This is a genomic window from Gracilibacillus lacisalsi DSM 19029 (assembly GCF_000377765.1).
In the GTDB taxonomy this organism is placed as follows: Bacteria; Bacillota; Bacilli; order Bacillales; family Amphibacillaceae; genus Gracilibacillus; species Gracilibacillus lacisalsi.
Map to the genome: position 1 here is coordinate 1 of NZ_KB898666.1, position 20,043 is coordinate 20,043.

Sequence of the window (20,043 nt, forward strand, 5' to 3'; positions counted from 1 at the left end):
CAATGTATTATCCGGTATTAGCCCCGGTTTCCCGGAGTTATCCCAGTCTTACAGGCAGGTTGCCCACGTGTTACTCACCCGTCCGCCGCTCGTTCCACTCACGTCACCCCGAAGGGATCAGACAAGCTTCCCGCGCTCGACTTGCATGTATTAGGCACGCCGCCAGCGTTCGTCCTGAGCCAAGATCAAACTCTCAATAAAGTTGACTTGCGCTCGCTTCTATAAGCTAGCTTGTTTCATGTTTAAAATCATACTGGTTGTTTTGTTCAGTTTTCAAAGATCAATGCTATAAATGGTGGGCCTGAGTGGACTCGAACCACCGACCTCACGCTTATCAGGCGTGCGCTCTAACCAGCTGAGCTACAGGCCCATTTACGATGGAGCGGGTGAAGGGAATCGAACCCTCGACATCAGCTTGGAAGGCTGAGGTTTTACCACTAAACTACACCCGCATGGTATAAAGTATTATATCAAGAAGTATCTAATAATGTGATCGACTGGTCGGGAAGACAGGATTTGAACCTGCGACCCCTTGGTCCCAAACCAAGTGCTCTACCAAGCTGAGCTACTTCCCGGTCATGGCGCGCCCGAGAGGAGTCGAACCCCTAACCTTTTGATCCGTAGTCAAACGCTCTATCCAATTGAGCTACGGGCGCTTATCAAAGCGACATCTATTAATATAACACAATGCGTTTGACCAAGTCAATAGTTTTTATTTATTTTTTGATGCGGTCGAGAGGACTTGAACCTCCACGGGATTACCTCCCACTAGGCCCTCAACCTAGCGCGTCTGCCATTCCGCCACGACCGCTTGTTATCCATGCAATTCAATATATAGATGGTGAGCCATGGAGGATTCGAACCTCCGACCCTCTGATTAAAAGTCAGATGCTCTACCAACTGAGCTAATGGCTCTTGATGCAATGCTAATCACGACGGGTAGCTCACTTTCTGCCTCAAAAACTACATATATAGTAGAATCAGAGAAACAGTAGAAGCATCCTCAACTACATCTACTTCATTTGATTTTATTCCGATCCACTTTGTGAAGAATCGATCAAGTGGTTGGAATAGTATATTCGTCATAGTGACGAATAATTAAAGTTATTTTTAGTCAAAAAAATGGCTGGGCTAGCTGGATTCGAACCAGCGCATGACGGTACCAAAAACCGTTGCCTTACCGCTTGGCTATAGCCCAACATGGCGGTCCGGACGGGACTCGAACCCGCGACCTCCTGCGTGACAGGCAGGCATTCTAACCAACTGAACTACCGGACCTATTAATTTTTTAATATAAATGGGATGACCCGTACGGGATTCGAACCCGTGTTACCGCCGTGAAAGGGCGGTGTCTTAACCACTTGACCAACGGGCCATTAATTTGAAGTGTTAATGGCGGAGAAGGAGGGATTTGAACCCTCGCGCCGCTTACGCGACCTACACCCTTAGCAGGGGCGCCTCTTCAGCCACTTGAGTACTTCTCCATGGCTCCACAGGTAGGATTCGAACCTACGACCGATCGGTTAACAGCCGATTGCTCTACCACTGAGCTACTGTGGAATAATGAGTCACTTCATGTTGACGACGTTAAATATAATATAATAATCACATCAAATTGTCAACTGTTTTTTATTATTTTTTCAGTTGCTGTCACGAAACAAAGACAAGCGCCTTTCAAAGTGACGCCAATATAATTTATCATATTGTTTGCATCTTAGTCAATAGAATTATCAATTTTTTTTATTTATTTTGAAGCAATGATAATTTACCTCTACACTTCCCACAACGATACCTTCTTACATTGATTCTTTTTCGTCGTTTATATACATGGTAACAAGAGGAACATTGATATTGATATTTAAAATCATTATTCATAGACGGCAAGGGATTACAATGTCTTGGAGAATTCGTTACTTTTAAAAGTTGTTTAAACTCAGGATCACGGTGTTGATATCCTTTTCCTTCTATATGAAGATGGTAATGACATAATTCATGTTTAATAATACCAACAAACTCATCATATCCTAATTCCTGATAATACTTAGGGTTTAATTCAATTACTCGTTTAGCTGGTATATAACGACCACCCGTTGTTCTTAATCGATTATTAAAACGTACCTCATCAATAAATGGTTTGTTAAATACTTCATTAGATATATCTTTTGTAAGCTTCTCTAATTCATTTTGTGTCATCATTTCCATGCGTTCACACCTATCTATCATATTACATAACATAAAACAACATCATTAATAAAAGGATGATAAACATGCCTAATTGGTTAAAAAGACAATTAACAGGCGCATTCCTTCATAAGAATAAGTATCAAATTCGTTTGTTAAATCAATGCTGGTTTTTCTACTGTGACAAAGAGCAAAATAAAGTGGAGTAAAAGGCACTGGAAAAGTACCCTTTACTCTCTTTTTTACGGCACCAGGAAAATATAAATGGTTAGCATATTTTCTTTAAGATGGAATCATAGTTAGGGCAATCCGTTGCTTTTCATGATCGACTTGATCTACCCATACTGTGATCACATCTCCTACAGAGGCAATGTCCATGGGATGCTTTACAAACTCATTGGACATTTTCGAAATATGAACTAATCCATCTTGCTTTACTCCGATATCGACAAACACACCAAAATCGACTACATTTCGGACAGTACCTTGAAGTTCCATACCACTTTGAAGATCTTCCATCGATAATACATTTTTCTTTAATAGTGGTTTTGGTAAATCATCACGAGGATCTCGATTTGGACTCGCTAGTGCCTTCAAAATATCTTCTAAAGTTGGTAGGCCGATTTCTAATGAATTAGCTAACGCTTTTTTGTCTAACCTATTAACTAATTCCTTCAATTGTTCTGTACCTAAGTCTTTAACCGAACAATTAACTTCTGTAAGAATCTGTTTTGCTGCTGCATATGATTCCGGGTGAATCGGGGTACGATCTAATGGTTCTTCGCCATCTACTACTCGTAAGAATCCGATACTTTGTTCATATGTTTTGTTCCCTAGCCTAGGTATGTCTTTTAATTGTTTTCGATTAGTGAATTTTCCATGTTCATCACGATATTTCACAATATTATTTGCCACCGTCTTATTTAATCCTGATACATATTGTAATAAAGATGAAGAAGCAGTATTTACATTGACTCCAACTTGGTTAACTGCAGTTTCAACAACAAATGTTAATGATTCTGTTAGCCTTTTTTGACTGACATCATGTTGATATTGTCCAACACCGATTGCTTTCGGTTCTATTTTTACTAACTCTGCCAAAGGATCTTGAATACGTCTGGCAATTGATACTGCACTTCTTTCTTCCACCTGTAAATCAGGAAATTCTTCACGTGCTAATTTGGAGGCGGAATATACACTTGCTCCCGCTTCATTAACTATGATATACGCAATGTCCAACTGATGTTTATCAATCACACCTGCGATAAACTGTTCTGTTTCTCTTGACGCTGTTCCATTACCAATCGCAATTAACTCCACTGGGAATTCCTTTAAAAATTTGATAACCTTTTTCTCTGCACCTACCGTATCATTTTTTGGTGCTGTCGGGTACATCACATCAATTGCTTTTACCTTTCCTGTATCATCAACAACCGCTAATTTACACCCTGTTCGGAATGCCGGGTCAACTCCTAAAACATATTTACCTTTTAATGGCGGTTGTAATAATAAGTTCTTCAAGTTTTTAGAGAAAATATCGATTGCTTGTTCTTCAGCTCCATCTGATAAAGCAGATCGAATTTCTCTTTCAACTGATGGTTGTGTTAACCGCTTATAGCTATCTTCTATTACTTGAATGATAAATTCTTTTATCTGTGCAGTTGCATCTTTTTGAATTACTTGTTTTTGAAGGTACTCAAGCACACCATCTATTGGCGGTTCAATCGATACCTTTAGCACATCTTCTTTTTCACCACGATTAAGTGCTAAGATTCGGTGTGAAACAATTTTACTAACTGCTTCACTATACTCGTAGTACATTTCAAAGATTTTTTTCTCATCCAACTCTGGCTTCTTCGCTTTGGAAGTAATGAGTCCTTTTTGGTGTGTTAGCTTACGAATGTGTTCACGGTATTTCGGTTCATCTGCTATCCATTCGGCAATGATATCTTGAACACCCGCAAGAACATCTTCAATCGTATGTAATTCATGTTCTTCTGATAAAAAGTCAGAAGCTCGGGCCAAATCGATATTTTGTTGGTTATAGATAGTTTCAGCTACTGGCTCTAAGCCCTTTTCTTTGGCGACCGTTGCTCTTGTCCGGCGCTTCTGTTTATATGGACGATACAAGTCTTCTACTTTCTGTAATTGTGTTGCTTGTTCGATTTCCTTTTGTAAGTCTTCTGTTAGTTTTCCTTGTTCATCGATTAGTCTGATCACCTCTTGTTTACGATCAGCTAATGTATTGACGTAATTCCATGCATCTTGAATATCTTTAATTTGCACTTCATCTAGGGAGCCTGTCATCTCTTTTCGATAACGCGCAATAAATGGGACGGTATTACCTTCCTCTAATAATTGAATAACACTTTTTACTGCTTTTTGATTAATTTTTGTCCTATCCGTAACTGCATTAATTAATTGGATATAATCTTCACTATTTACCAAAGCGTTTCCTCCTTCATACTAATCCTACTTTATTTTAACAAAAAGAATTGGTTAGTTCACATAAAACCTGAAAAGAGCATTTCTCCGCAACACCGATTTTACACCCCAAAAGAATGATATTGCACCATTAAATAATTTATATAAACTAAAAAGGAACCCCGTTATTTAACGGGATTCCTCATTGTATTTCATGGCAATCAGGGTAGTATCATCATCTAGCTTTTGTTGATATAGATAAGCAAAGGTGTCTGTTATATGATCTACTTCTTTGTGAAGAAAATACGAGTTGGATATTTCTTTAGATGTTATACCATCAGAGAACATGACAAAAATCATCCCTTGTTCTAGCTTGTCTGTCATCACTTTGAACGGTCTTTCATAACCACTTAAGTAGCCAGCCTGCGGAATATTTCTTTTTTTAATCGAATTAGTAGTTATCGTCATTAAACCTATGTTTCCGATCGAAGAATAGGCATAATGTTTCGATTGCAAGTCAATTTGTAGAATTCCTAAGACGACACCGCGTTTTCCCACTAACTTTTCATTACTTTTTCTCATTATTGATGCAACAGAATCATCTTTATTATCACGAATCACTTCCATCACAATTTGCGATGATTCTTTTGCGAATTCACCACTGCCAAGACCATCAGCTAGCGCACAGATAAACTTATCGTCAGACTCATGGTAGAAATAGCTGTCTCCACAATAATAATTACCTTTTTTAGCTTTTTGAAAAACAGACACTTCTACTTGATGACTACTTTGCATTAACGAATGGCCTCCATATTCTCAGCTTGTAGTGCTTCACGCAGTTTTTTCAATGCATGACGTTGAATTCTTGATACATGCATTTGTGATATTCCTAATAATTCTCCAGTTTCTTTCTGACTTTTATTCTCAAAATAAGTATATCGAAGAATTTCCTGTTCTCGTTCATTTAAAATAGGCATTATTTTTTCAAGCAACAATTGACGATCCACATCTTCATATCCAGACTCTTGGTTGCCGACTAAATCCAATATCGATACTTCACTACCATCTGCATCCGCCTCAATTTTTCGATCAACCGATAATGCGTTGTAACTTTGGCTCATTTCCATCGTTTCGAGCACTTCTTCTTCTGTTACTTCTATATATTCAGCGATTTCTTTAATGGAAGGTGATTTTTGATTGTCAGTTGTTAAGGCTTCCGTTGCTTTTTTGATCTTTGGTCCTAACTCTTTAATTCTTCTGGGAACATGTACACTCCATGTTTTATCACGAATAAAACGTTTAATTTCTCCAATAATCGTAGGGATAGCAAACGATTCAAAAGATTTACCTACATCTGGATCGTATCTTCTAATAGCTGCTAATAGCCCTAACATCCCAACCTGCTCGAGATCCTCATAAATTGTTTCATTTTTGGCATATTTTCGAGCCAGAGATTTTACAAGTTTTTCATATGTTAAGACAATTTTCTCTTGTATCGCTTGATCCTCAGGGTTTTCTTGAAAGGCACGAATCCACTGGTATATTTCGTCCTCACGATTATTGTGTGGTCGAGATTTGGTCGTCATTGATATCCACCTCATTTTCATGGAGGTATTTGGTCATTAAAACAATCACACCATAATCATTTTTGATCTCTACCTTGTCCATTAGAGCTTCAATAAGAAATAGGCCAAAGCCTCCTTCTCGCAAATCTTCAATGGATTGATTATTTTCATATGGTCCTATATCTTTTTTGATTTTTTGCAGATCAAAACTACCTCCACGGTCAGCGACCATCACTTCTAAACGATCTTGATAAACACCGAAACCAATGGTTACCTCCCCATCATCTTCCGTTTTATATGCATGTTCGGTAGCATTTGACAATGCTTCTGAAATAGCTACTTTTAAGTCTTCAATCTCTTCGTAGCTAAAACCCATTCGATTGGCAATACCTGATGTACTTAGCCTCACTACTCCTACATATTCTGCCCTTGCTGGCACTTTCATTTCAATGAAGTCAAAGGATTCCATATTATTTCCCACCTCGTACCGTTGAGTCAATATTAATAATGCTGTCTAATCCAGTAATGTCAAATAATCGTCTAACACGATCTTGTAAGGCAACTAATCGTAAGTCACTATTATATTCTTTGGTTGACTTCAGTGCACTGATGAATACTCCTAGTCCCGTACTATCCATATAATTAACACCCTCTAAATCAACAACAACCATCGTTCCTTCCGCCTTGGTTAATGGTAAAAGAGCTTCCTTTAGTTGAGGAGCGGTATAAGCATCAATCTCCCCTGCTAATTTTAACTCTTGTGTATCACCATTATCATTTCGATCAATATTTAAGTTCAAAACGGTTACCTCCTCGTCATTCTGGTAAGTTTTCGTCATACATATTTGTCATCTATTGAATGATAGTTAAGACATGTCATAATGTTGGTTTTTGGCTTACGGTTCACCATTCCCTGTTTCTTTTCACGATAAACTATTTTTTTAAGAAGATAAGTGTAAAATCATCTCTTAACTGAAAATCCTGTAAACGTTCAAAATGACGATATACTGACTCGACTGCTTCTTGCGCAGGGAGATGCATATATTGACGAATCACTTCAAGCACTTCTTCTGTTTCAATAAATCGTTCGCCGATCCGGCATTCCGTTACACCGTCTGTTAACAATACAACCATATCATCAGGCTCCATGGTAATCTCTAACTCTTCATAGGTTGCCTGATCAGAAACACCTAACACTAGGCCTTTTGTTGTGATTTCATGAAATTGATCTTTAGCTGCGCAGTAATAAAACCCTGGCTCGTGACCAGCCGAAGAAAACTGCAAGGAACCTGTTTCATGATTAAATAATCCATAAAACATCGTGATAAACATGCTAGTGTCCACATTACGCTCTACCACACGGTTTAAATTTTCCAATATCACACTAGGGTTTCTCATTGTTTCCGGGAAACTATCCAAGGAATATTTGATCATTGACATCGCTAATGCTGCAGGTATCCCTTTACCAATAACATCAGCAATTGCAATACCGAGATTATTAGATTCGTCCGTTACAAAATGATAGTAATCACCATTCATTTGATGAGAAGGTACACTAATCGCACCTATATCCATGCCTTTTATATCCGGTTTCGTTGTTGAAAGTAGAGTCTGTTGCATATTAGCAGCAATTGAGATTTCCGACTCTAGCTCTCCTTGTTTTTCTCTTAAGGACTGAAACTCCTGGTAAGCTAACCCATAAGAAATCATTGTTTCTAAAAGGAAGTTCATAGAAGAGTCTATCTCCGTTGGTAAATCAGGATATAATTCTTTTAATGCTTGTATATGCACATTAATAATTTCCTCAGGAGATATATTATGTTGCATCGATAACTTACTAAATTGTTCTGCTTGATATAGTGACTTTTCATCTTGTGACGAGATATATTTTTTCAACAAATTCCGATAATTGTTGACATCGAACTTATAGGGCTCCATCTCATTACCTCCTAACTACGATTAGTACAAACTTTTTACTTCATTGTCATTTTGGTATAGGGGTAAATTGAATCTTCTATTAATCAGTTTCACTAGTAGCCTAGCTTACCGAACCCATTTGATCGTAGTTATGGTCGTTCCCTTACCCGGCTCAGACACAACATCAAAATAATCCATTAATCTTTTTACACCTGGCAACCCGGCACCGAGCCCCCCAGAAGTAGAAAAACCGTCTTCCATTACCTTGCTTAAATCATTAATACCAGGCCCTTGATCAGAAGCGATGATTTTCAGCCCTTTCTTATTCATATCTTCCACTGTTTCATAGGCTATTTTGCCTTTCTCAGCATATAGATAAATATTACGAGCTAATTCTGAAATTGCAGTAGCGATCCTAGCTTGGTCTACTGTGCCGAATCCAAGATCCTTTGCTAGTTCTCTTCCCATCTGTCTTGCTCCTACAATATCCCATTCTTTATTTATTTGTACACTTGATTTTGTTATCATAACTACTCCTCCAGTTCCTGGCGAAGTTTAATCAGCCCCTGTTCTAAATCAAGTGCTGTAGGAACGTTTTGCAAATGAATTCCTAAATCGATTAAAGTCATCGCAACCGCCGGCTGAATACCGGTTAACACTACTTTTGCGCCCATTAGGTCTGACATAGATACAACGTCACCTAATACTTTTGCAATAAATGAATCGATTATATCAACAGAGGTTAAATCGATGACCACACCCGATGCGCCACTTTTATGTATTTTACTAAGCAGATCTTCTTGAAAGTCAATTGCCGTTTGATCATCAAGATCGATTTGGATGGATACCAATAAATAATTTTGTAGCTTTAAAATTGGTATTCTCATATTAAGCACCTCCCTATTTAATTGAGTCAATGATTTTAGTTATATCTTCTTCTTTAGAATTACCTAAATCAACTATCTCACGGTTAGTCAATTTTAATGCTGTATTAAACCCTTTCTTTAAGGAACTCTTTGTCGGAAATTTACTTAAATCAATACCTAAATTGACGATAGTTTGAGCGATTTCCGGTCGGATACCTACTAATATACAAGTTGCTCCAATTAAACGCACAGCTTCTGCTGCTTGAATGATATGGTGTGCTACCATTGTATCAACAACTGGTACACCTGTAATATCGATCAATACAACTTCAGAATTATGTTTCATTACACCTTCTAAAAGGTTCTCCATAATTAATTTGGCACGCTCTGTGTCGATCGTTCCAATTAACGGCATGACGGTAATGTTGTCCATAACAGGAATAAGTGGAGCAGACAATTCCTGCAGCGCCATTCTCTGCAATGAAACAGTGTGTTCCCAACTTCCTGAATATTGGTTCACCAACTGATTGATAATTGGTTCAACCCAATTTTCGACAATACTCAGAATACGCGAAAATTCTTCTGTATCTACTTGTTCAGATTGACTTAGAATAAAATCTATTGTAACTCTTCTAAATGTTTGCAGACCATCTGTAATATAACTTAATGGCCAGCCGAGATTTATGAGTCGTTCAGCAAAATCATCCATTTCCCCTGTATCGCCTTGACGGTTAATACTAGAAAAAATAACATTGATGAATTCTTGATTGGTAGTGTGGTATAGGCTATCCGATATAGTTGAAGTGTAGTCGGATTTGCGTTTTTCTGTTATATCATCTAACCAATTTTTAGAAATTACATCACTGTTCTCTATTACGATTCTTCGTAATGTTTCTGGCATTGTTCCAACCTCCACTATTTTCTTCTTTTGTATATAACAGTTTACAATAAAATAGTTTAATTTTCGATTAATATCATTTACGCGATTACACAAACAGTCATTTTTTGCTATTATTTGCCAAAAACACCCTTGCTTTTATAGTAGCAAGGGTGTTTTGAAGATAGAGGATTAGAAATCAGTTAAGCCTAAACTAATTTCTAATCCTCTATCTATACGTTCCATCATGTTATTGTCCAATTGAGTTATTTTATCTGTCAATCGTTGTTTGTCGATCGTACGAATCTGTTCTAATAAAATAACTGAATTCCGTTCAAAGCCATATTTTTCAGCATCAATTTCGACATGTGTTGGCAATTTCGCCTTTTGAATCTGAGCTGTGATGGCCGCAACAATAACAGTGGGACTGAAACGGTTTCCAATATCATTTTGCAAAACTAATACAGGACGCACACCGCCCTGTTCAGATCCCACAACAGGGGAGAGATCGGCGAAGTATACGTCGCCTCTTTTTACAATCAAGACCTACACCCCGCTCACTAAGCGCTCTAGGGTGTTTTCTGCCTCCTCTTCCGCTTGAAAAGCTTCTGAAGCAATATTCAAATTGATTTTTGCCATTTCCATATAACCTCGTTGCATCGATTCTTGGATATGGCGTTTCTTCGTTTCGCGTAAATACGTCTTCGTTGCCTGGCAAATAAAATCACTTAAATTGCTATCTTCACTTTTCATCAAGCCATCCACCTCATTCAGCAGGTTTTTAGGTAATCTCACAGCAACTTCTTGTAAGTCTTCAGACAAAACCATACACCTCCACCAACATTGACAAGCCTAAAATGATAATCCACTATAATCATACCATTCCGAAACAGGCATTGCAAAGGGGTTTTTGATAATTTTTCGTTTTTTTCTACAATATATCTTCAGTATTACCAGAAGATTGAAGAATTATCTTGTCTTACCGACTATTTTTTTAATTATTATGAATATATTCTTGGAACTCGATAACTAATCATACAAGCAATTTCATAATTAATCGTGTCCAAATGTGCTGCCCATTCGTCCATCTCGATACGTTCTCCACCTTGTGAACCTATTAAAGTGACTTTATCTCCTGCTTTAGCAGGTTTGGTTAAGCGAACCATTAATTGATCCATACAAATCCGGCCGACAATGGTACATCGTTCACCATTAACTAAAACTTGTGCACCTTGTAAAGCACGACGAATACCATCCGCATAACCAAGTGGGACCGTGCCAATCCACTCCTCCTCGTTCGCTAAATATGTCGCTCCATAACTAATCGGTGTTCCTTTGTCTACTTTTTTTACATGGATTAAGCGGCTGTGTAATGCAAGTGCTGACTTTAGCTCAATCGGCTTTTCTGATTTGACAACTGGTGAGGGATACAGTCCATACATGCTGATACCAAAACGGACAAAGTCAACCATTTTTTCTGGGAAACGCATGCTTGCTGCACTATTTCCCGTATGCACCATCACCTTATGGTGTCTCCAATTGTTTTGAAAGATAGTCCATAGTTTATCGAACTGGTTTAATTGCTTTTCAAAGTGCTCTAGTTTTTCTTCATCAGCAGTGGCAAAATGGGTGAAGATTGCCTCTAGATAAATATTTTCATGTTGAAGAAGGGGGATGATTTCTAATAATTCCTGTTCTGTTCGAATACCAATACGCCCCATCCCAGTGTCCCATTTAAGATGAACTGTGAGCTGTTTTGGAAGGGTGAGCTTTTGTACTTCCTCTAGCCATTCTTTCTGATAACAAGTAACGGTAATATCATGTTTCGCGGCAATTTCGGCATCTTCAGGACGGATCCATCCCATAACTAAAATAGGAGCTGTAATACCTCCTTGTCGCAGGCGCAATGCTTCATCTAGAATAGCGACAGCGAGTCTTGTTGCTCCTCCATCAAGTGCTGCTTTGGCCACTTCCATATCCCCATGCCCATATGCGTTTGCTTTCACTACTGCATAGATTTTCGTTTTATCTGCTAATTTATTCTTTAATTGCTGTATATTATATATAATATGATCCAAATTCACTTCTACCCAAGAATCACGGTAAAATTTTTGTTCCATGTTGATACCCCTTCATTTCGATTGAGTCTAACGCAATCCATTATAAACCATTTAAAGCAAAAAGGGTATAAATTAAAACAGACCAAATTACACACGGTATATTCTTCATCAACGCTCACTCGATACATACTTCGAAGTTGTGAAAATTTGTGGAGTGAAGTTTTCCTCCACTCTGATATTTACTGAGTGCTTACATACGCTCCGGCAAGATACTTCGCTTTCCACGGGCACGGCCTTAGCCTCCTCGGAAAGCAAAGTTCGCTTTCCTGCGGGGTCTTCGGCTCGTGCTGTTCCCGTAGGAGTCTACGTATCTTGCCTCCGCTTTGCGTAGTGTTCTGAATATTGAAAGATTGAATCCTTGGGAATGAATCTTTATGGACTACCACTTTCAAAAGATAGTTCAGTTCCCTTAGCGGAGGCAGAATACGGAGACTCCTGTGGGACAGTGAGAGCTGAAGATCCACTTTGCAAAGTGATTTTCTTTGCAAAGTTAGCTGAAGCCGAGCCCACGGAAAGCGCAGTATTCTGCCGGAGCGATGTGTCAGCACTCTAAAAGGGAAGAATGGAAGAGAGCAACTTTACTTCGTAGTTTATGGATTCTCTGAAGATTCCTATGCTGATACAGAAAAAAGCAGACTTCTTGAAAAGTCTGCCTTTCACTTATTTCATCGCGTCTTCTGTTGACATGGATCTTGCTACTTCTTTCATTTCCTCTTTGGTTAATTGTTCACTTGCGACATAATAATTAACCCCTTGGTAATGCCATTGTAATGAATTCTCAGAAAGTGCTCCAACGGTAAAACCTAGATCAATTGGTTCTCCGTTTACTACTTCTGGTACTGCTGTACTTGTTGGAAGCACGTCTACTGTCTCTTGAATAATCGTGAAATTTTTATCTCCTTCATAAGATAACATTACACGTTTACCGTTTTCGACGTCCATTTGATCCTCTTCGACCAGCTCTGAACCTAAATTTTCAGAAGGATAAAGCACCGTTAATTGTGATGGCAGATCTTCTTGTGCCATTACAGGTACTCCGAAAATACTGCTCGTCATATTTGTTTCCATATCAAATGTATTTTCCGGTAAATCTGGATCTATCTCAAAGTTTGTAAACTCTACTTCAACTAACGGATTTTTATCATGGTCCAATACCTTGACTAACACAGGTTCGTAAGTCTTCTTGTCAAAATAAATAGTTTGATATGGGAGGTTACTATTGCTTTCATAGCTTGTTTTCGTTTCAAAGACAAAATAACTGTCTGTCACCGTAAAAGTAGCATCACTGTCATCGACTAAGTCTTGTATTAATGATTGGAAGAGATATGGCTGGCTATTGTTTTCCGGCCATTCACTTTGAAATTTAAAGCTTTTGTTTAATGCTGGCGTTAATACAAACACCCCATCGTCATTACGTAAAATAATTTGGCTGCTTTCCTCATCATTTTCATTCTTTAACAGTACACGATAGTAATCTTTTTTCTTATGGGAAACTTCAACCCGGTATGCCTGTTTTTCTTTTCCTGTATCCAATGTCATCATTGCCTGTGATTGATAAGCACTCATATTCTCCACGATATCTTCCAGTTTCTCTACAACATCGTCCTTAGACTTTTCTCCACATGCTGTTAACACAATAAGCAATAATATACCAATTACCAGACTTTTATATTTTTTCATCGCGACATCTCTCCTTTGTCTCATCTCAAGTGGACAAAGGGAACACGATCACACGTTAAGATAATGTACGAAATACTTGCGATAGTCCTTCGATCACATCGGTAGCTAATAAATCCCTCTCTGTGTGGTTATCTTCCACCAGATAATCTGCTGATGTACCATGGAGATAACAGCCATTTGCAAGAGCAGGCAGCAATTCTTCATGCTGCATAATCATGGTGAGTAAAATCCCTGACAAAACATCTCCTGTTCCACCCTTTGCTAAGCCGGCATTCCCTTGGTCGCTGACAATTTGCTCACCATTCGGTGCTGTAATAATAGTGTGCTTACCTTTTAACACGACATAGACTTGATACTTTTCAGCAAACTGCCGAGAGATAGAAAAAGGCGACCGTTTTACTTCTGGAACAGTTTTATTTGTCAGCATAGCCATTTCTCCATAATGTGGTGTAACCACAATTGGCGCCTTGTGCTGCAACAGTGTTTCCAATAATGGCTTTGCATGATACAGACCATCTGCATCAATTAGTAGTGGCTTGTCTAGTTTTTCAATCAAATCAGATAGCAGCTGAGAGTCATCACGTCCGATCCCCATGCCAAATGTAATAGCATCTATTTTTTCAAAGGCTTCGAGATCACGGTCTGTCAATCGGTCCGTTAAGTTTGGCAAAAGGTGATACGTTGCTTCGATACAACTACTCGATACGATCGGGAGATTCTCCTTGATTGTAGCAACAGTTACCAGCCCTGCACCTGATCGGAGTGCTGCTCTGGCAGCTAACACAATTGCTCCCGGCATCGTTTGCTGACCACCAATCACCAATCCCCTGCCATTAGATCCTTTGTGAGCATACTTTTCACGTTTCGGAAAAGTAGCACGGACATTTTTTATGCACCATCTTTGTTTCGATGCATGTTTGGCATAAGCAATCTGTGGTATACCGATTTTTACCGTTTTCCATACGCCATAGTAAATACTAGCCTCTTCACAAAAAGCCGTTTCTTTTGGAGCTTCAATGATATATGTTTGATCTGCATGAATTGCAAGATCAACCTCTATCCCATCATTTGCCGGCAAACCACTCGGAATGTCAACCGAAATTTTCTCGACAGGTAAATGATTAATGACGTCGATCATACTCCGGATTGGCTCACGAATTGCTCCAGAAACACCTATCCCCAGAATCGCATCAATAACGATATCACAATCTACTAATCTTTGCTTTAATTGATGTGAGTCTGCCACATGGACCAGCTTGTCTGACGTGTTTAACCACAACGCTTTATGAAAGGCTGCATCACCTTTAATTTTATGATCTGCTACTAATTGAAAAACAGAGACATCATAACTATATTCCGCTAAGTAACGGGCAATAACAAAACCATCACCGCCATTATTTCCACTGCCAACTACGATTGCCACCTTCTGATTGTTATCATAGCTTTGAATGATTTGCTGGGCTACTTGTGATCCGGCATTTTCCATTAGAACCTTGCCCTCGATTCCCCCTTTTTCAATCGCATAACGATCTATTTCGTACATTTCTTCCGCGGTTACGATGTACATCTTGTTCCCTCCTACCCGCACTAAAATAGTATGAGACAAACTCTCTTAATATGCAGATTCACTTTCAATTATTACTTGTGCCACTGCATAATCATCGCTGTGAGAGATTGATACGAAGCATGTCTCAGCATTTAAAACTTTTGATTGCAAAATAGGTGCTCCATTTTTTTGATTGATTATTTCAATATCTAAGAAACTTAATGGTCCAATCCCTGTTCCTCTTGCTTTTGAAAAAGCTTCCTTCGCTGCAAATCTTCCAGCGATAAATTCTATTTTTCTTTTATCCGATTGAAGATACTCTAACGATTCCTTTTCTGCCTTGGTTAATATTCGATCCAACATTTTCGGTTGACGTTCTACTATTTCTTTTATTCGTCGCAACTCTATAATATCAATTCCGATTCCTTTTATCATTTAGATCAACTCCATTTTATATGGTAAGTATAGCTTAAAAATGGTGACAATTAAAACGGTTAATTCTACTGTCCATATCATTTACAGTTGTGCTAAAATATAAGCAATTAACCATAAAAGGGAGAATGCTATGTTTTTACGTACGGAAAGCTTTCGAGATTTTCTACAATTTTATCCGGTTGTTTCAGCGATTATCGCGTTTCAAGTCATTATTTGGCTTGTCGTTGGGATAGTGCCTGGTTTAGGAGAATGGATTTATTCAACGGGCATCGGTTGGAATTTTAAGATTAGCCAAGGTGAATATTGGCGATTAGTTACACCGATATTTCTGCATGCTGGTTTCGGTCATATCCTATTTAATTCCTTTTCACTGATTTTATTTGCGCCAGCATTAGAACAAATGCTTGGAAAAGTAAAGTTTTTAATCGTTTATTTTACTGCCGGTATTGCTGCAAATATTCTTACTTATATTGTTGAACCGAATCCTATGTACACACATGTTGGAGCTTCAGGTGCAATTTTCGGGTTATTCGGGTTATATTTATTCATGGTCTTTTTTGAAAAAAGGTTAATTGATCCCCAAAATGCCCGACTAATTTTAATCATTTCTGTAATCGGATTAGTGATGACCTTTTTCCGAGCAAACATTAATGTCGCAGGTCATCTATTCGGATTTATTGCCGGGTTTGCACTCGGTCCTGTTATCTTGAGAAATGCACAACCATTCTCTCCATGGAAAAATAGACGAAAAGTAAAGAATGACGATATCGGATTTGATCCTAATCGTTGGAACAAAAAACGTTATCGTTACAAGCGTTATTTGAAGCCAGTTTTATTCGGTATATTGATCGTATTAGTTTTACTCGGATTCATTTCCACTCTATTTTAACCGAAAGGAGAATGTATTTTGACAGCAGTTTGGTTGTTTACAATATCATCCGTTATCGCTGGATTAGGTATTTTATTTGCCTTTAAGCGATTAATGAAAGGATTATCTTATCGGATTAAACGAAATGAATTTCACTTTAAGGGTTTGCAAAAAGATCAAATTCGCTTTTTTATTCAAGTTGGTTTAATTGAAGCAGTTCCGATATTTCTAATTATTGTAGGATTTATGTTTATGGGAGAGGAAAACTTATCCACCGCTAGCTTACTATTACCTTTACTCATTATTTTAGCTGTCATCATTTTCAGTCTGCTTCAAATTCAAAAAACCAAAGCAGAAGTGATGGAAGTAGCATCCAACTTAAACACAGAAGAACTCAGTTATGTAAAATCACTTTCCTTTATTGGCTATATGACAGTGTTAGGTATTCCTATTTTAGCAATCGTTGCGATATTTTTAGTGTAGTGTGGAATTGAGTGTATAGCAAAAGTCCGTTGCATGGTTTGCAACGGACTTTTTTTATCTAAGGAAAGTATAAAATTTGCGCAGATGTCTAGCTCCGAGCGCCCAAAAACTAGGCGACTTCACGAATCACCCTACGATAAGTCATCATCGGTTCGCTTTTCTCAGTGATTCCTTTATCTCAGTTGATTAGCTCCAGCCGCTACGTTTTTAAGCGGGCGCTCTGCGCTTTTCTTATCTTTTATTATTATTACGTTTGTTTTGGAACTTGCGGTTACGGCCGCCTCCCTGTTTGCCTTTACGACCAAATCCGCGTTTATCATTTCTGAATTTTTTGTTATTACCTTTATTGTTTCCTTTTTTAACACTTACCGGTTGAACAGATGTTAAGGTAACTGGTGTTTGTCTTCTTTCTTTGGTTAGCATTTTTAATGCCGCTGCGACAACTGTTGCAGAATCGTATTCGTCTAGAATTTCGCTAGCTGTCTCACGATAATCTTGAAGTTCTTTCTTTTCAATTGTTTTGATTAATTTTTGTACTGTCAGCTGTTGTTGACCTCGTTTTGCTTCATCATAACTAGGTGCTGTCATACGCTTCATTTTACTTTTTGTAACTTTTTCAATTAAATGCAAGTGTGGCATTTCTCTTGGTGTAATAAACGAAATAGCCTCACCCATCTTACCAGCACGACCTGTACGTCCGATACGGTGCACATAGCTTTCTGGATCCTGTGGAATATCAAAATTATATACATGGGTTACCCCAGAAATGTCTAATCCACGTGCAGCTACGTCGGTTGCTACGAGAATTTCAATACGACCGAATTTAAACTTTTTCAAAACGGATGTCCGTTTACCTTGGGTTAGATCACCATGGATTCCTTCTGCACGAAAACCACGTGCTTGCAAACCTTCCGTCAACTCATCGACACGTTTTTTGGTACGCCCAAAAATAATCGCTAATTCTGGAACATGAATATCTAACAAGTTTGTCAAAGTATCGAATTTCTGTTTCTCATGTACTTCTACAAAGAATTGATCGATATTCGAAACCGTCATTTCCTTTGATTTTACTTTTACCTCTTCTGGTTGCTTCATCAATGTTGCTGCAATATCACGAATTTCTTTTGGCATAGTTGCTGAGAACAATAAAGTTTGTCTCTCTTCCGGAATCGCCTTTAAGATATCACGAATATCATCGATAAAGCCCATGTTCAACATTTCATCCGCTTCATCAAGCACAGCAGTGTGTACTTGATCAACACGAATAGTACGACGACGTAAGTGGTCTAATAACCGGCCTGGAGTGGCTACTACAATATGTGGACGATCCTTTAACGCTTTAATTTGACGTTCCATATGTTGACCACCATAGACAGGTAATGTACGAACACCTTTAAACTTTGCAAGTTTATGCATTTCTTCTGACACCTGTATCGCTAATTCTCTTGTAGGTGCTACAATCAACCCTTGAATTTTACGTTCGTTAGGGTCAATTTTTTCGATCATCGGAATACCGAAGGCAGCCGTTTTACCAGTACCCGTTTGCGCCTGGCCAATAACGTCTTTACCTTCCATCCCTAATGGAATCGTTTGAGCTTGAATTGGTGTTGCCTCTTCAAAACCCATTTTCTCTAATGCTTTCATAATTGACGCTGAAATACCTAATTGATTAAAATTTGTCACTATTAATTTCTACTCCTTTTTTCACTATATAAATCTCATCTTTATTATCATTTTTTCGTCGTTATTATCAGTGTATCCAAGTTATACTATCTACATTAAAAAAAGTTGCAAAAAAGTAGGATAAGCTACCCTTTTTCAGGTGCTAACACCCTGATAGGTTTCACTTTATAAATGCCGTTATCGTAATAAATCTTGACTTTGACTAAGATACATACGAATAACAATGAAAAAAGCCTTCCTCCACATTTGGAAGAGGCTTATAAATGACCACTCAATGGATTATTACATCATAACACACTCTTCATTTTAATTCTATATAATATTTCGTATCGTTTCAAACAATTGCGTTTATACTGGATAGATATTATTAGGATTTCTTAAAATAATTGTTATACTTAAGAAAAAGATTGATTTTTTAATATTGTAGGTGATGTTGTGAATAAGCAATTCATTCCATATATAGCGATTATCATCGGTGTAATCTCCGTTTCTACAGCTGCGGTACTTGTAAAATTAGCCGCAGAAGTCCCTTCGGCAGTAACAGCCAATTACCGCTTGTTATTCGCAGCAATTTTATTGTTACCATATATTCTTTTCAAAAGAAGAGATGAATTAAGAAAATTAGCCAAAAGAGAATGGATACTCACGATTGTTGCTGGTATTAGCTTAGCGATTCATTATATCGTCTGGTTCGAATCCTTTCAGTATACATCTGTGGCCAGTTCTACTGTAATCGTGACCTTACAACCTATCTTCGCCTTTATCGGCACCTATCTGTTCTTTCATGAACGTTTTTCTGCCGGTACAGTGATTAGTATGCTGATTGCCATTTTTGGCAGTGTTATTATTGCGTGGGGGGATTTCCAGATAGCGGGTGAAGCCCTTTATGGAGATTTTCTAGCATTGCTAGGAGCTATGTTTATTACGATTTACTTTTTACTTGGTCAAGGTGTGCGGACAAAACTTTCCGTGATGAGCTATACGTTCATAGCGTACAGTATCGGAGCATTAACGATTATTGCCTATAACCTCTCTGTCTCGAACCCTTTAACAGGTTATGAGCCAAATGAATGGGTGATCTTCCTTACTCTAGCCATCGTTCCAACGATTCTAGGACTCAATTTGCTTAACTGGGCACTAAAATGGGTGAGCACATCCGTTATTTCAATGGGAATCCTATTTGAACCAATCGGCGCCTCCTTATTAGCCTATATCATACTAAACGAACTGATCACCTGGTCCCAGTGGCTGGGAGGAACAATTGTCATCTTCGGCCTGCTCCTTTTCATCGCCAGCACCCGAAGAAAACGTAAAATGAAAATCACGATTGAACACAATTAGACAGAGGTGACCTAGCCTCTGTCTTTTGTTCTCGAAAACACTTTTTCTTATTTTCAC

At 38.3% G+C, this 20,043-nt stretch carries 21 protein-coding genes, 11 tRNA genes and 1 rRNA gene; 4 read left to right on the forward strand and 29 right to left on the reverse strand.

The window, feature by feature from the left end; genetic code table 11:
* The 13 genes from D569_RS0108480 to D569_RS0108540 all read right to left on the reverse strand — a co-directional run.
* Positions 1–201: ribosomal RNA gene (locus D569_RS0108480) — 16S ribosomal RNA — on the reverse strand; the annotation flags it as partial.
* Positions 202–293: 92 nt separating this feature from the next.
* Positions 294–370, reverse strand: a tRNA-Ile gene (locus D569_RS0108485).
* Positions 371–378: 8 nt separating this feature from the next.
* Positions 379–452, reverse strand: a tRNA-Gly gene (locus D569_RS0108490).
* Positions 453–498: 46 nt separating this feature from the next.
* Positions 499–575: transfer RNA gene (locus tag D569_RS0108495), tRNA-Pro, on the reverse strand.
* 4 nt (positions 576–579) lie between these two features.
* Positions 580–656, reverse strand: a tRNA-Arg gene (locus D569_RS0108500).
* Positions 657–727: 71 nt separating this feature from the next.
* Positions 728–811 (reverse strand) — tRNA-Leu (locus D569_RS0108505).
* A 28-nt stretch (positions 812–839) separates the two neighbouring features.
* Positions 840–915 (reverse strand) — tRNA-Lys (locus D569_RS0108510).
* 208 nt (positions 916–1,123) lie between these two features.
* A tRNA-Gln gene (locus D569_RS0108515) sits at positions 1,124–1,198 on the reverse strand.
* 3 nt (positions 1,199–1,201) lie between these two features.
* Positions 1,202–1,278 (reverse strand) — tRNA-Asp (locus D569_RS0108520).
* A 25-nt stretch (positions 1,279–1,303) separates the two neighbouring features.
* Positions 1,304–1,375: transfer RNA gene (locus D569_RS0108525), tRNA-Glu, on the reverse strand.
* Between the two features lie 18 nt (positions 1,376–1,393).
* Positions 1,394–1,484 (reverse strand) — tRNA-Ser (locus D569_RS0108530).
* Between the two features lies 1 nt (position 1,485).
* Positions 1,486–1,560 (reverse strand) — tRNA-Asn (locus D569_RS0108535).
* 180 nt (positions 1,561–1,740) lie between these two features.
* On the reverse strand, positions 1,741–2,202 hold the full coding sequence (locus D569_RS0108540) for a SprT family protein (RefSeq protein ID WP_018931992.1): 462 nt from the start codon (positions 2,200–2,202) through the stop codon (positions 1,741–1,743).
* Between the two features lie 65 nt (positions 2,203–2,267).
* Between D569_RS0108540 and cmpA the strand changes: the two genes are divergently transcribed.
* Positions 2,268–2,390, forward strand: coding sequence for a cortex morphogenetic protein CmpA (cmpA, locus tag D569_RS23970; RefSeq protein WP_018931993.1), 123 nt, complete (start codon positions 2,268–2,270; stop codon positions 2,388–2,390).
* Positions 2,391–2,463: 73 nt separating this feature from the next.
* Here the strand turns inward: cmpA and D569_RS0108550 are convergent, their stop codons facing one another.
* From D569_RS0108550 to acpS, 15 genes are all read right to left on the reverse strand, one after another.
* Entirely contained in the window at positions 2,464–4,629 is a 2,166-nt protein-coding gene (locus D569_RS0108550) for a Tex family protein (RefSeq protein WP_018931994.1), read from the reverse strand.
* A gap of 165 nt (positions 4,630–4,794) precedes the next feature.
* Positions 4,795–5,400 (reverse strand): SpoIIE family protein phosphatase, encoded by a 606-nt coding sequence (locus D569_RS0108555; protein ID WP_018931995.1) that lies wholly within the window; start codon positions 5,398–5,400, stop codon positions 4,795–4,797.
* On the reverse strand, positions 5,400–6,191 hold the full coding sequence (gene sigB, locus D569_RS0108560; protein WP_018931996.1) for an RNA polymerase sigma factor SigB: 792 nt from the start codon (positions 6,189–6,191) through the stop codon (positions 5,400–5,402). Before sigB ends, D569_RS0108555 begins: the two co-directional genes overlap by 1 nt.
* Positions 6,163–6,639: an anti-sigma B factor RsbW gene (gene rsbW / locus D569_RS0108565; protein ID WP_018931997.1), complete on the reverse strand. Its 477-nt coding sequence runs from the start codon at positions 6,637–6,639 to the stop codon at positions 6,163–6,165. The genes sigB and rsbW overlap by 29 nt, the downstream gene beginning before the upstream one ends.
* Position 6,640: 1 nt before the next feature.
* Positions 6,641–6,970, reverse strand: coding sequence for an STAS domain-containing protein (locus tag D569_RS0108570; RefSeq protein WP_018931998.1), 330 nt, complete (start codon positions 6,968–6,970; stop codon positions 6,641–6,643).
* 133 nt (positions 6,971–7,103) lie between these two features.
* The gene (locus D569_RS0108575; protein WP_018931999.1) at positions 7,104–8,108 is read right to left on the reverse strand and encodes a PP2C family protein-serine/threonine phosphatase; all 1,005 of its coding nucleotides are present in this window, start codon (positions 8,106–8,108) and stop codon (positions 7,104–7,106) included.
* A 105-nt stretch (positions 8,109–8,213) separates the two neighbouring features.
* On the reverse strand, positions 8,214–8,615 hold the full coding sequence (locus tag D569_RS0108580) for an anti-sigma regulatory factor (protein ID WP_018932000.1): 402 nt from the start codon (positions 8,613–8,615) through the stop codon (positions 8,214–8,216).
* A gap of 2 nt (positions 8,616–8,617) precedes the next feature.
* Positions 8,618–8,974, reverse strand: coding sequence for an STAS domain-containing protein (locus D569_RS0108585; RefSeq protein ID WP_018932001.1), 357 nt, complete (start codon positions 8,972–8,974; stop codon positions 8,618–8,620).
* Between the two features lie 13 nt (positions 8,975–8,987).
* The gene (locus D569_RS0108590; protein ID WP_018932002.1) at positions 8,988–9,854 is read right to left on the reverse strand and encodes an RsbT co-antagonist protein RsbRA; all 867 of its coding nucleotides are present in this window, start codon (positions 9,852–9,854) and stop codon (positions 8,988–8,990) included.
* Positions 9,855–10,022: 168 nt separating this feature from the next.
* The gene (locus D569_RS0108595; RefSeq protein ID WP_026287269.1) at positions 10,023–10,373 is read right to left on the reverse strand and encodes a type II toxin-antitoxin system PemK/MazF family toxin; all 351 of its coding nucleotides are present in this window, start codon (positions 10,371–10,373) and stop codon (positions 10,023–10,025) included.
* Positions 10,374–10,376: 3 nt separating this feature from the next.
* Entirely contained in the window at positions 10,377–10,658 is a 282-nt protein-coding gene (locus tag D569_RS0108600) for a CopG family ribbon-helix-helix protein (RefSeq protein WP_018932004.1), read from the reverse strand.
* 173 nt (positions 10,659–10,831) lie between these two features.
* Positions 10,832–11,950, reverse strand: coding sequence for an alanine racemase (gene alr, locus D569_RS0108605; RefSeq protein ID WP_018932005.1), 1,119 nt, complete (start codon positions 11,948–11,950; stop codon positions 10,832–10,834).
* A 660-nt stretch (positions 11,951–12,610) separates the two neighbouring features.
* Positions 12,611–13,630 (reverse strand): LolA family protein, encoded by a 1,020-nt coding sequence (locus tag D569_RS0108610; protein WP_018932006.1) that lies wholly within the window; start codon positions 13,628–13,630, stop codon positions 12,611–12,613.
* 55 nt (positions 13,631–13,685) lie between these two features.
* Positions 13,686–15,197, reverse strand: coding sequence for a bifunctional ADP-dependent NAD(P)H-hydrate dehydratase/NAD(P)H-hydrate epimerase (locus D569_RS0108615; RefSeq protein ID WP_018932007.1), 1,512 nt, complete (start codon positions 15,195–15,197; stop codon positions 13,686–13,688).
* A 45-nt stretch (positions 15,198–15,242) separates the two neighbouring features.
* Positions 15,243–15,611: a holo-ACP synthase gene (gene acpS / locus D569_RS0108620; protein WP_018932008.1), complete on the reverse strand. Its 369-nt coding sequence runs from the start codon at positions 15,609–15,611 to the stop codon at positions 15,243–15,245.
* Positions 15,612–15,741: 130 nt separating this feature from the next.
* On the opposite strand from acpS, the gene D569_RS0108625 reads away from it, so the two are divergent.
* Positions 15,742–16,500 carry a rhomboid family intramembrane serine protease gene (locus D569_RS0108625; protein ID WP_018932009.1) on the forward strand — a complete coding sequence of 253 codons (759 nt, stop codon included), beginning with the start codon at positions 15,742–15,744 and terminating at the stop codon, positions 16,498–16,500.
* 18 nt (positions 16,501–16,518) lie between these two features.
* On the forward strand, positions 16,519–16,962 hold the full coding sequence (locus tag D569_RS0108630; RefSeq protein ID WP_018932010.1) for a hypothetical protein: 444 nt from the start codon (positions 16,519–16,521) through the stop codon (positions 16,960–16,962).
* 231 nt (positions 16,963–17,193) lie between these two features.
* Here D569_RS0108630 and cshA read toward each other — a convergent pair whose 3' ends face one another.
* Entirely contained in the window at positions 17,194–18,645 is a 1,452-nt protein-coding gene (gene cshA / locus D569_RS0108635; protein ID WP_018932011.1) for a degradosome RNA helicase CshA, read from the reverse strand.
* A gap of 435 nt (positions 18,646–19,080) precedes the next feature.
* On the opposite strand from cshA, the gene D569_RS0108640 reads away from it, so the two are divergent.
* Positions 19,081–19,986 (forward strand): DMT family transporter, encoded by a 906-nt coding sequence (locus D569_RS0108640; protein ID WP_018932012.1) that lies wholly within the window; start codon positions 19,081–19,083, stop codon positions 19,984–19,986.
* Positions 19,987–20,043 lie beyond the last annotated feature (57 nt).